9 protein-coding genes are annotated in these 12276 nt (G+C 73.6%); 2 read left to right on the top strand and 7 right to left on the bottom strand.

Annotated features, from left to right (window positions below):
• Window positions 1–18: 18 nt before the first annotated feature.
• The 5 genes from AC1DT4_RS15880 to AC1DT4_RS15860 all read right to left on the bottom strand — a co-directional run bounded on the left by AC1DT4_RS15880 (window position 19) and on the right by AC1DT4_RS15860 (window position 5330).
• Window positions 19–1059 carry a LacI family DNA-binding transcriptional regulator gene (locus AC1DT4_RS15880; protein WP_477090765.1) on the bottom strand — a complete coding sequence of 347 codons (1041 nt, stop codon included), beginning with the start codon at window positions 1057–1059 and terminating at the stop codon, window positions 19–21.
• Window positions 1060–1214: 155 nt separating this feature from the next.
• Window positions 1215–2129 (bottom strand): carbohydrate ABC transporter permease, encoded by a 915-nt coding sequence (locus tag AC1DT4_RS15875; RefSeq protein WP_477090764.1) that lies wholly within the window; start codon window positions 2127–2129, stop codon window positions 1215–1217.
• A complete protein-coding gene (locus tag AC1DT4_RS15870; RefSeq protein ID WP_477090763.1) occupies window positions 2126–3133 on the bottom strand; it encodes a carbohydrate ABC transporter permease in 1008 nt (335 codons plus the stop codon). The genes AC1DT4_RS15875 and AC1DT4_RS15870 overlap by 4 nt, the downstream gene beginning before the upstream one ends.
• An 86-nt stretch (window positions 3134–3219) precedes the next feature.
• On the bottom strand, window positions 3220–4524 hold the full coding sequence (locus AC1DT4_RS15865) for an ABC transporter substrate-binding protein (protein WP_477090762.1): 1305 nt from the start codon (window positions 4522–4524) through the stop codon (window positions 3220–3222).
• 287 nt (window positions 4525–4811) lie between these two features.
• Entirely contained in the window at window positions 4812–5330 is a 519-nt protein-coding gene (locus AC1DT4_RS15860; protein WP_477090761.1) for a DUF2505 domain-containing protein, read from the bottom strand.
• A gap of 98 nt (window positions 5331–5428) precedes the next feature.
• On the opposite strand from AC1DT4_RS15860, the gene AC1DT4_RS15855 reads away from it, so the two are divergent.
• Window positions 5429–6910, top strand: a complete 1482-nt coding sequence (locus AC1DT4_RS15855; protein WP_477090760.1) for a sensor histidine kinase — start codon at window positions 5429–5431, stop codon at window positions 6908–6910.
• Window positions 6911–6971: 61 nt separating this feature from the next.
• Here AC1DT4_RS15855 and AC1DT4_RS15850 read toward each other — a convergent pair whose 3' ends face one another.
• On the bottom strand, window positions 6972–7220 hold the full coding sequence (locus AC1DT4_RS15850) for a WhiB family transcriptional regulator (RefSeq protein WP_123370111.1): 249 nt from the start codon (window positions 7218–7220) through the stop codon (window positions 6972–6974).
• 374 nt (window positions 7221–7594) lie between these two features.
• Between AC1DT4_RS15850 and AC1DT4_RS15845 the strand changes: the two genes are divergently transcribed.
• Window positions 7595–7990, top strand: a complete 396-nt coding sequence (locus AC1DT4_RS15845) for a hypothetical protein (protein WP_477090759.1) — start codon at window positions 7595–7597, stop codon at window positions 7988–7990.
• On the opposite strand, the gene AC1DT4_RS15840 is transcribed toward AC1DT4_RS15845, so the two are convergent.
• Window positions 7959–12167, bottom strand: coding sequence for an FtsK/SpoIIIE domain-containing protein (locus tag AC1DT4_RS15840; RefSeq protein WP_477090758.1), 4209 nt, complete (start codon window positions 12165–12167; stop codon window positions 7959–7961). The two genes, AC1DT4_RS15845 and AC1DT4_RS15840, sit on opposite strands and share 32 nt — an antisense overlap.
• Window positions 12168–12276 lie beyond the last annotated feature (109 nt).

The raw sequence follows: 12276 nt of genomic DNA, 5'->3' as shown, positions 1-12276 counted from the left end.
CGCCGACGCCCTGACGAGCTAGGCCGACGCCCTGATGACGAGCTCCGGGGCGAAGATGAGCGGCGGCGACGGCGGCGCGCCGTTGAGCTGGTCCAGCAGGCGGGCGCCCGCCGCGCGCGCCATCGCGACGACCGGCTGGATGACGCTGGTCAGCGGGGGAGTGGTCGACGCGGCGACGCCGAGGTTGTCGTAGCCGACGACGGCGACGTCGCCGGGGACGTCCTTGCCGTGCTCCGCCAGCACCGTGAGCGCACCGGCGGCCATGAGGTCCGACGCGATGAAGATGGCGTCGACGTCGGGGTGCCGGGCCAGCAGCTCGCGCGCGGCGATGGTGCCCGACGCCATGGTGAAGTCCCCGTGCACGACGGCGTCGTCGCTCATCCCGGCGGACTGCATGGCGTTGCGCCAGCCCGTCAGGCGGTCGATGCCGGCGGACATGTCGGCCGGTCCGGCGATCGTCGCGATGCGCCGGCAGCCCCGGTCGATCAGGTGCTGGGTGGCCAGCCGGCCGCCCTCGACGTTGTCGGTGTCGACGTACTGCACGTCGCGCTCGTCGGCGGACAGCGGCCGTCCGACGAAGACGTTGGGCACGCGCGAGATCTGCAGCGCCCGGTCGAGCTCGTCGTTGGCGTGGTGGGACACCACGATCGCGCCGTCCACGTGCCCGTTGCGCAGGTAGCGGACGGTGCGCTCGCTCTCGCCGGGGCGCGCGATCACGAGGACGACCTGGATGTCGGAGTCGACGAGGGCCGTGCTCAGGCCGTTGAGCGTGCCGGCGAAGAACGGGTCCGACAGGACGCGCTCGTCGGGCTCGGGCACCACCAGGGCGATCGAGTCCGTGCGCTTGGTGACCAGCGAGCGGGCGGCGCGGTTCGGGGTGTAGCCGAGGTCGGAGACCGCGGCCTCGACCGAGGCGAGGGCCTCGGGAGACACGCGCAGGCCGCCGTTGATGGCGCGAGAGGCTGTCGAGCGCGAGACTCCTGCGCGCTCGGCAACCTGCTCGAGCGTCGGCGCGGGGGGCCGCGCAGGGTCCACGTGGACCGGGATGTTGTCGACCACCGTTGGTCTTCCCTCCTGTGGCTGCCGAAGCAGCGATGACGAGCTGGTGACGGGGTGGGCGGGGTGCTGGGGGATTACCCCGCCCAACCCGTCGGCCGGGCTGCCGGTCGGTGACGACGCGACGTCCGGGACGTGCCGTGAACAGTGTGCGGGGCTCAGCCCTTGACGGCACCCTGCATGATGCCGGCCACGAGCTGTCGACCGGCGACGAAGAACAGGATGATGAGCGGGATCGTGGAGACGGTGACGCCCGCCATGATCAGCGACATGTCCTTGAAGTACGACGCCTGCAGCAGCTGGATGGCCACCGGCAGGGTCGGGTTCTGCGGTCCGAGCACGATGAACGGCCAGAAGAAGTTCGTCCACGAGGCGACGAACGTGAAGAGGCCGAGCATGACGGCCGCCGGGCGCGCCGCCGGGAGGGCGATGTGCCAGAACGTCCGGATCATCGACGCGCCGTCCACGCGGGCGGCCTCGACGAGCTCGTAGGGCAGCGCCGACTCCAGGTACTGCGTCATCCAGAAGACGCCGAACGCCGTGACCAGGCCCGGCACGATGACGGCGACGAGCTTGCCGGTCCAGCCGAGCTGCGACATCACGATGAAGAGCGGCACGATGCCCAGCTGCGTCGGCACGGCCGTGGTGGCGATGACGAACACGAGCAGTCCGCTGCGGCCGCGGAAGCGGAGCTTCGAGAACGAGAACCCGGCGAGCGTCGAGAAGAGCACCACGGAGAGCGCGGTGATCGTGCCGACGATGATCGAGTTGCCGAGCGCCTTCCAGAACTGGATGTCGCCGTTGAGAACCTTGCCGACGTTGTCGAAGAACTCGCCCTGCGGGATCAGCGACGGGATCGGGTGCTGCGCGATGTACGCCGAGTTCGACGACGCGAGCAGGAACGCGTAGTACAGCGGCGCGATCGCCAGGACGATGGCCACCGCGAGCAGGGTGTACGTGACCCAGCCCGGACGACGCTCGGACCCGGCGGCTGTGGAGCGGCTCCGCCCGGCGGCACGCGCGGCGCCGCGGCCGGCCGTCTGCCGGATGACCGGGAGCGAGGGGGCGCTCATCGGGAGACCTTCTTCCGCTTGGTCGACGAGGTGTCGGACGAGATCCGTCGGGTGATCGAGAAGTTGATGATGCCGATCAGCACGATGATCAGGAACAGGATCCAGGCGACCGCGGACGCGCGTCCGAAGCTCTTCTGGTTGCCCCAGCCCAGCTCGTAGATGTACATGGTCGTCGTCATCCACTGACGGCTCGGGCCACCCTGGCCGGTCTGGTCGAACAGGCGCGGCTCGTCGAAGATCTGCAGGCCACCGATGGTCGAGGTGATGACGACGAAGATGATCGTCGGCCGCAGCATCGGCACGGTGACGGAGAAGAACTGGCGCACGCGCGTGGCACCGTCGAGGACGGCCGCCTCGTAGAGGTCGCGCGGGATCGCCTGCATCGCGGCCAGCAGGATGAGGGTGTTGTACCCGGTCCAGCGGAAGTCGACCATCGTCGCGATCGCGATGTGGCTGGGCAGGATCTGGGCGTGCCAGCCGATCGGGTCGATGCCGATGTAGCCGAGCACCGTGTTGATGAGGCCGGACTTGTCGGCGAACAGCTTGCCGAAGATGAGGCTGACCGCGACCGGCGCCACGACGTACGGCAGCAGCACACCCATGCGCCAGAACGTCCGGGCACGCAGGTTCGCGTCGAGGAGGGCCGCGAGCACGATCGCGATGATCAGCTGGGGGATCGTCGACAGGAAGAAGATGCTGAAGGTGTTGCGGATGCTCTTCCAGAAGTTGGGCTCCTGGAGCACGAAGAGATAGTTCTGCAGCCCGACGAAGTCACCCTTGCCGCCGATGAGGTTCCAGTCGTGCAACGACACCACGGCCGTGTACGCGAGGGGGAACAGGCCCGTGAGCGCGAAGAGCAGGAAGAACGGGGAGATGTAGAGGTAGGGGGAGACCTTGACGTCCCAGCGACCGAGGGTCTGGCTGAACCCGACCCGGCGCGGCAGGCGCTCGGGGTCAGGCTGCGGACCGCGGTCCAGCTGAGGCGGGGTGGTGGAGGTGACCATCAGGAGTCCTTCGTGCTGGTGGGCAGGAGCCTACGCTGGCGGGGCCGGGCCGATGGGTGACCCACCGGCCCGGCCCCTGGCTAGGGTCAGCCGAGTGCGTTGACCGCGCTCACGAAGGTGTCCCACTGAGCAGCGGGGTCACCACCGTTGACGTCGACCTCGGTCAGAGCCGACTGCATCGCGTCGTTGACGGCGAAGTAGTTCGGGCCCTTGAAAGGGGCGACGATGCCCACGGCGCGGTTGGCCAGGATCTGGCCGGCCGGAGCGTTGTTGAAGAACGCGTTCGTGGAGCTGAGCAGCTCGTCCGAGGACAGCGCCTCGGTCTGGCTCGGGAACGTGCCCTTGTTCTTGTAGGCCTGGAGCTGCTGCTCCGGAGCCGTCAGCCAGGCGGCGAACTTCTTCGCCTCCTCGGTGTGCTTGCCCTGGGCGGGGACCGTCATGAACGAGCCGCCCCAGTTGCCGGCGCCGCCGGGGAAGACGTCCGCGATGTCCCAGCCGGTCACGCCGGCCGAGTTGCCCTCGATGACACCGAGCATCCAGCCCGGGGCCAGCATGGTCGCGAAGCCGTCGTTCTGGAACGAGGCGGTCCAGTCGTCGCTCCACTGGCCCAGGTGCGCCGACAGGTTGTCGGTGACCGAGGCCTTGGTGACGGCGTCGTAGATGTCCTTCACGTCGGGGTTCGTGGCGGCGATGATCGTGCCGTCGTTGTCCTCGTACGCGTTCTCGACCTGGTTGATCATGCCCTGGTAGATGGCACCGGCGGCGTCGAAGAAGGGCTTGCCCGTGGCGGTCTGGTACTGCTTGCCGACCTCGAAGTACTTGTCCCACGTGGCGTCCTTGCCACCGAGCAGCTCGGCGACGGCCTCGCGGTCCGTCGGCAGGCCGGCAGCGGCGAACAGGTCGGAGCGGTACGCGATGGCCTCGGGGCCGATGTCGGTGCCGTAGCCCAGCAGGACGCCGTCGGGCGTCGTGGCCTGCGCGACCTTCCAGTCGAGCCAGCGGCCGTCGAGGGCCGGGTCCGTCAGGTCGACGAACTTGTCCGGGTACTGCATGAGCTCGGGGAGCCAGTCGATCTCGATCATCTCGACGTCAGAGGCACCGGAACCCGACGCGAGGCGCGTGTTCAGGTTGTCGCGGGCCTCGTTCGAGGTCGCGGCCTTCTTGTTCTCGATCGTGATGCCCGGGTTGGCGTCCTCGTAAGCCTTGAACATCTCGTCCGTGTAGCCGGGCTCGTTGAAGGTGCCGAGCGTCAGCGTGATGTTCTCGGCTGCACCGCCGTCGGAGCCCTCGTCGCTGGGCGTGTCCGAGCTGCCGGAGCAGGCGGTGGCGAGGAGGGCGATGCCCGTGACCCCCGCCGCGGCCGCCCACATCTTGCTAGTGGTCTTGCGCACTGTGACTCCCTTGTCAGTCGGACGGCGTCCTCGCCGTACCCCTAGGGCACCCGCCGACCGCTCGCCGCAGGGGGCGCGGACGGACGTCGGGTTGGGCCGTGTGGACCCGGCGTGGACACGTTCCCATCCGCAGTGATGCGGGAGCGTTCCCACGCGCTGCGGATACTGTCGTCGGCGGCCCCGCAGGTGTCAAGGAGCGCGGGTGCGTGTTGCGGCGTGGTAGCGATCCCACACCAACGTTTGCGCAGGTCAGAGCGATATGGACACCGGTCCGTGTTACCGAATCGTTACGGCTGCGGCGCCTGTCCGTGACCCGCGATCCAACGCCGCGCCACATCCTGCTCGACCTCGAGGGCGGACCGGATCGCCCCGGCCGTCGCCTGCTCGATCGCGGAGCCGAAGAGGGGCACCGTCGCGCGCAGCTCGCCGTCGTACGTGACGGTGGTGGACCCCGCGGCCGCCGGCGCGAGCGCGGTCCGCCCGCTGAGCCGCACGGGTGCCCCCGCGATCTCCACGACGACGCTGCCGACCCGCGACCCGTCCGGCCCGGGTGCCTCCCACGCCTCGACCTGGCGCACGTCGATCCGGGTGCCGACGAAGCTGCGCAGGTGCGCAGGGATCTGGTCCGTGGGCAGCGCGCGGCGCGTGGTCACGGTGAACGCGTCGTCGGGCGAGCCGGTGATGTCCACGTGCTGCTCGAGCGCGCCGCTGGCGCGAACCTTCTCGTGCACGTAGTCGGGGTCGGCGAGCAGTCGCGCCGCCGCATGGGCGTCGGTCGGCAGGTCGAGCGTCACGCTCAGTCGCACGGCGGGTCCTTCAGGGGTCGGGGTGTGGTCCGAGGCTATCTGCCCACGACCTGGCCGTCCTGCCCGCCGCCGCTGCGCAGACACCTACCCTGGTCCCCGTGTCCACGCTGAGCACCCTCGCCGCTCGTCATGCCGCGCTCGACGCCCATGACCTCGAGTGGCTGCACCTGCTCGTCGGCGACTGGCAGGTGCTGTCCGACCTCGCGTTCGCCGACCTGGTGCTCTGGCTGCCGACGGCGGACGGCGACTTCGTCGCGATCGCGCAGTGCCGCCCGTCGACCGGCGCGACCGTGCACTACGACGACGTCGTCGGCTCGAGCGCCCCGGAGGGTCAGCGGCCGCAGCTGCAGCGCTCGCTCGACGAGCGTGCCGCGCAGCGCTCGCGCGAGCCGCGCTGGTTCGGGTCCTACGCCGTGCGCGAGGAGGCCGTCCCCGTGGTCCGCCGCGGCCGCGCCATCGCGGTGCTCGCGCGCCAGACCAACCTGGGCGGCGCCCGGACGCCCAGCCGGCTCGAGCTCAACTACGTCGAGGCTGCCGACGACATCTTCGCGATGGTCGGGCGCGGCGAGTTCCCCGCGCCCGACGCGCCGACGGGTCCGCGGCGTGGCGCGCCTCGTGTCGGCGACGGGCTCGTGCGCCTCAACTCCGAGGGCGAGGTGCTGTACGCCAGCCCCAACGCCCTGTCCTGCTTCCACCGGCTCGGGGTGGTGGGCGACCTCGTCGGCCGGTCCCTGGTCGAGGTGACGGCCGAGCTCATCGAGCAGCACGACACCGTGGACGAGTCGATGCCGCTGGTGCTCATGGGCCGGGCACCGTGGCGCGTGGACGTCGAGGCGCGCGGCGTGGCGCTCTCGCTGCGGGCCGTGCCCCTCACCGAGCACGGCCAGCGCGTCGGCGCGGTGCTCCTGTGCCGCGACGTGTCCGAGCTGCGACGACGCGAGCGCGAGCTCATCACGAAGGACGCGACGATCCGCGAGATCCACCACCGCGTGAAGAACAACCTGCAGACCGTGGCCGCGCTGCTGCGGCTCCAGTCCCGCCGGGTCGACTCGCCGGAGGCCAAGGAGGCCCTCGGCGAGGCCATGCGGCGGGTGGCGACGATCGCGCTCGTCCACGAGACGCTGTCGCAGACGCTCGACGAGAGCGTGCCCTTCGACGACCTCGTCGGTCGGAGCCTGCGGCTCGCCGCCGACGTCGCGACCGAGGGAGCCCACGTCCGCACGCTGGTGCGCGGGTCGTTCGGGTCGATCCCGGCCGAGGACGCCACCGCGCTGGCCCTGATCCTCACGGAGCTGGTCACCAACGCCGTCGAGCACGGGTTCGAGGGGCGGGAGTCCGGGACGGTCGAGGTGATCGTCGACCGTCAGGACGACCAGCTGCGGGTGGAGGTGGCCGACGACGGGTCGGGCCTGCCCACCGAGCGCGGCGCGGGCACCGGGCTCGGGACGCAGATCGTCTCGACCCTGGTCACCAACGAGATGCGCGGGACCATCGAGTGGACCGGCCGCGAGGGCGGCGGGACGTCCGTGGTCATCGAGGCGCGGCTCCGTGCACCGCGCGACGCCGCCTCGCTCATCTGACGCGCCCGGACGTGGCTCGGCCCCGCCACGCGGAGCGTGACGGGGCCGGTGGAGCCAGAGATCAGCTGGCGCGGCGCTGGCGCGCGGTGCGGCGCTTGAGGGCTCGGCGCTCGTCCTCGGAGAGGCCGCCCCAGACGCCCGCGTCCTGACCGGTCTCGATGGCCCACTTCAGGCACGTGTCGACGACGGGGCAGCGGCGGCAGACGGCCTTCGCCTCGTCGATCTGGAGCAGCGCGGGGCCGGTGTTCCCGATGGGGAAGAACAGCTCCGGGTCCTCGTCGAGACACGCTGCGCGGTGGCGCCAATCCATGGTTGCTCTCCTAGGCACACGCCGAGCCGGCGCCCGGGGTCAGGGCGCGCGTGTCTGAACGTGAGATCGGGGGTGGGTTCCTTGCTGCAACAAGGCTCGCACCGGTATGGGGACTGCACAAGGGGTTACGGGAAGGTTTCATCTCCGTAACGACTGAGGCGTTCGTCACACCTGTGATTCACCCGTGTGCGCCCTGAGCCCGCGTGTTGCTGCAGGTGAGGGGCATTCTTGGACATATGTCCAGGTCAACGCGCCGATCGGACGGGGTGATCGGCGTCACGTCGTGGCGTGAGACACCTTCACGGCGTGGTATCAGCGCAGCCGAGCCCGGAGCGGATCGACCCAGGTCAGGACGGGTGCCTACGCTCCTGCGTGTGACCGACCGACGCCCCGCCCTCCTGCTGCTCGTGTGCCTCCTGGTGATCCTTGAGGCCGCCGCCTTCCTCGGGCTCGGCATCGCCTGGACCGCGGACGTGGTGCGCGGCGCGGCGACGATGCCGGGCGCCAGCCTGTTCCTCGCCGCATTCGGCATCGGCATCGCACTCCTCCTCCTGCTCGCCGCGCGGGGGCTCTGGCGCGGGCGTCGCTGGGCCCGGTCGCCGGTGATCATGTGGCAGATCCTCCTGGTCGTGCTCGCGCTGGGCTGGCTCGGGGCGCAGCCGTCCGCCTGGGCGGTCGTGGTCCTGGTCGTCGCGACCCTGGTCGGCGTCGGCCTGCTGCTGCCGTCGGTCGTCGCCGTCACGACCTCGCCCCGGGACGCCCCGGAGTAGGGGACCAGACCTGCACGACGAGCGCGTCGCGCCCGCGCAGCAGCACACCGCGGCCCGGCGGGCGGCGGCGTGGGTCCACGCTCCAGGGAGCGCGCGGGCCGACGAGCTCGGCCGACGCCGGGTCGTGCACGTCCAGCACGAGGGCGCGCCGGCGTCGCAGGAGGGTCGGGACAGCTCCCCGCAGCGCGTGGACCGCCGACGCCGAGGTGACCGCGGCGACAATGCTCGCGGCCCCGACGGAGGCGAGGAGGTCGCCGAGCGACGGGTGGACCCGTTCGAGGTCGTCGAGGTCGTCGGCCAGGACCACGGGCGGTCCGCTCGTCGCCCGGCACGCGTCGAGCAGGTCCGCGGGTCCGACGTCCCGCACCCCGGGGATCGCCGGGGCATCGGCGACGGACGGATCGACCAGCCGCAGCGGGTGCCGCGCGGATCGGACGAGCGTCCGCGCCACCAGCTCGAGGGCGGTGCTGCGGCCGGATCCCGGCGGTCCTGCCACGAGCAGCCCGTGCGTCAGGTCCACCCAGACGACCCGGGCATCGTCGCCGCCCGGGCCGAGCGGGACCTCGAGCGTCGCCGACGGAGCAGGCAACCTCTCGGGCAGGTCGGCGCGGTCGGGCAGGGTGCGGACGAGGACGGGGCCGGCCCGATGCTCGGCGTGGTCCGCGGGCGTGGCGTGGACCGGGCTGCCCGGTCCGGTCTGCCCGAGCCTCGTCGCCCAGGGTGAGCCGGCGACCCTCGCGTCCGCGTCGAACGCGGGTCCCACGATCGCGGGACCGGCGACCCTCTTCTCCGCGTCGAACGCGGGTCCCACGATCACGGCACCGTCGAACCGCTCGTCCGCGTGCCGTGAGCGCCGCGGGCCCGCCTCCTGGTCCGGGTGGCGGGGCAGCGCGACCTGGCAGAGCTCCGCGCCGGCCGCGTGCAGGTGGACCGCCCGGCCCGGCGTCGACCGCCGGCCGGCCAGGGCCGCGGGCACGCCCGCGAGGGCGTCGAGCGTCGCGTCCGGCAGCGGCAGGACGAGACGCTGGGCGAACGCGCCGGCGTGGTGCATCGCGGACGCGCACGCGTCGGCACCGGCGGCGACGGCGGTCCCTCGCGCGGCCCCGCGCCAGAGGGCTGTCAGCCGGTCCGCGCCGGCGCCGCGAGCGAGCCCGCCGAGGGACTCGAGGACCAGGTCCAGGCGGTCGACGAGGAGCACGGACGGCGCGGCGGCGTCGGCGAGCAGCTCGAGCAGCCGAGCGGTCGCGCGCGCGTCGTCCGGCTCCAGGACGCTGCCGAGACCGCCGTACCGGTCGCGGCCGCGGAGCTGACCGATCGCCTCGGCGGGCAGCCCGACGGCGTGCACGTGCCAGCCGCGCTCGAGCGCACCGACCCCCGCGGTGACCAGGGTCGTCGTCCGGCCCGACCGGGGGCCGCCGAGCACCAGCAGGTGTCCGGCGCCCGGGTCCCAGCGCACGGCGCCGCGGCGCAGCTCGTCGGGGTGGTCCGCGACCGCGATCGGGAACCCCGGACCGTGGGGGACGTCGGCCACCCCTACCTCGGCGGGCAGCGCGGGCAACCAGGGGGGTCGGCCTGCGCTCGGCCGCCCACGAGCGGCGCGCGCCGCAGCGTCCACCCACCTCGCGACGTCGTCAACGGTGTGGCGCGGCGCTTTCGCGGCGGCGTCCTGTGCCGCGTCGACGGCGGTCTGCCGGGTGGCGGACGTCATCGGTGGCGGCTCCGGCGCGAAGGCAGGTGTCTCGAGGCCCGTCGCGCCGGGTTCGACGGCCCCGGGTGTCCAGGCGCCGCCGCTGGACCACGCCCGGGCCGGGCGGACGGCCGGCTCCGCGCTCGCCGCGACCGCCCGGGCCACCTGGACCGGCTCGAGCGACCGCGTGCCCCGGCGCACCCAGGCGCGTCCCGGGGTGGCCGGGTCGATCCGAGCGGCGTCGGGGGCGTCGAGGACGTCCGTGGAGTCGGCCGTGTCGGTGACGCGCAGGGCGACCCGGAGCGCGACGTTGGCGCGCAGGTCCGCTCCGATCGCCCCGGCCGGCCGCTGCGTGGCCAGGACGAGGTGGACGCCCAGCGCGCGGCCCTGGGCGGCGATCCGGGTGAGCGTCGCGGACGCGTCCGGGACGTCCTCGGTGAGCGCGCGGAGCTCGTCGACGACGACCAGCAGCCGCGGGGGCGACCCCGGGGCGTCCAGGTCGCGCACATCGCGGGCGCCGGCCCCGGAGAGGATGGACTCGCGTCGGCGGAGCTCGGCGCGCAGCGCGGTGAGGACCCGTCGCGCGTGCGCCGGGTCGAGGTCGGTCACGTGCTCCAGCACGTGCGGGAGCCCGGCCACCGGGCCCAGGCCCGTGCCGCCCTTGAAGTCGACGAGGAGGATCGCCAGGCGGTCCGGCGGGTGCGTGACCGCGAGCGCGAGGACGAGCGTCACGAGCAGCTCGGACTTGCCCGCGCCGGTGGTCCCCGCCACGAGGACGTGCGGCCCGTCCGCGACGAGGTCGACGGCGAACGTGCGCCGGCCCGTGCCGACACCGAGCGCCGCGACGAGGCCCGGCCGGCGCGACGACCACGCCTCGGCCACCCGCTCGGGAGCGGGGATGCCGTCGAGCGCGCCGAGCGCCACCTGCTCCGGGACGTCACCGCTGCCGTGCCCACTGGCGCCCGCGCGAGCGGCGGCCGCGGCGCGGACCTGGGCGAGCGCGTGCGCCGCCGAGACGGCGTGCCGGGGCAGCTCGCGCACCGGGCCCGAGCCGTCGTCGAGCCGCACCGATCGCGGTCCCACCGCCAGGTGTGCGCGGCACCATGCCGGCACGTCGGCGGCGCTGCCTGCCAGCACGAGCAGGCGCTGCGTCGCCGATGCCGACGATCGCCACCGGGCCAGCGCGGCCGGGTCGGGCGGGTCGTCGGCCACGACGAGGGCATCGAGACCGTCGCCGTCGGCCGCCCAGGCGCACCAGGCCCAGTCCTCGGAGCGTCGCGTGCGCACCGTGAGCGTCGCGGACAGGTGGGTGCCGAGCGTCCCGACCACGACCGCGCGTGCGACCGGCATGGCGAGGTCGCGGGGTCCGACGACGGCCAGCGACCCGCCCGGGTCCCACGGCGGCTCGACGATCGCGGGGCGCGCGCCGGTGCCGCGCGCCCGCAGCGTCGCCACGGCGAGCTCCGCAGGGTCCCGCAGCGTCGCGACGGCGCGCCCCGGGAGCCGCGACGCCGGCCCGGTGGCCGCGACATCCAGCCGCGGCGGGTCTCCCATGGAGGCCGACCCGGGGCCGCGGACGCCAAGCAGCGGGGGACCCGCCGCCGACCCCGCCCCGGGGTCGACGGCGCCGAGCGGCGCGTGCCGGTGGTCGGACGCGCGTTCGGTGCGGCCGGTGGCGAGCTCAACGGCGCGGGTGGGTCCGCGAGCCGAGGGCGGTCCGCCGGCGGAACGGCGTCGCAGCCTCGTCACGATGGCGGTGCCCAGCGTGACGAGCGGCGCCGCGAGGCCCACGAGGGCGAGCACGGGTTGCCGGAGAGCCAGGGCGAGCGCGACGGAGCCGGCGAGCGGCGTGAGCCAGGTGGCGGGACGGGCGAGGAGCCCTGGTTCGGCGGGCTCGTGCGGCTCGGGAGCGCGCGTGCCCCGGAGGACCAGCGTGGAGGCGCCGCAGCGCCGCGGACGGTCCGGCCGCCACCGCCGCCATCGGACCCGGCCGTCGTGCCGCACCTGCACCCGGTCGCCGCGTCGGCGGACCTGGAGGTGCCCGATCGTCGGGTCCTCGACCACCAGAACGTCGTCGCGCCACGGCGGGTCGCCGTCGTGGCGTGGTCTGCGGCCCGGTGCTCCGGTCGGCGGTCGGATGCTCACTGTGCACCCGTCGGGAACCGCGAGCAGCCCGCCGCAGTCGGGTCCGGCGACGACCGCCACGTGCCACGGCGCGTGCGCGGCCACGAGAGCCGCCGGTCGCCGGCCGACGCCGGCGCGCAGTACGCAGCCGTCGACCAGCGGCGGTTGCCCCAGGAGGTGGTGGTCGTCCAGGACGACCCCGTCGACGGACACCGGCACCCGTGCGTCCGCCCAGCCGCCGTAGCCGCTCAGGCGCGCCAGGGCCGGCCGCAGTGCGGTCAGCGCCGTGCCTGGGTCCGCCTCGACGTCGGTCGGGTACAGGCCGCCGCCGCGGGCGGGGTCGGGGTGGAGCAGGGTGAACCGCACCGCCCGACCCTGCCGCGCGGTGCCCCGCGAGCGCGGACGGGTCGCGCGGCCCGGGGACACGGAGCCCCGCCCACAGGCCCGCCGGTCGGTTCGGCGGGCGGTGCGGACG

The sequence above is a fragment of the Cellulomonas sp. P4_D11 genome, from assembly GCF_056401915.1.
Note: the sequence above shows the minus strand (reverse complement) of the source record. Positions and strands in the feature narration are given on the sequence as shown.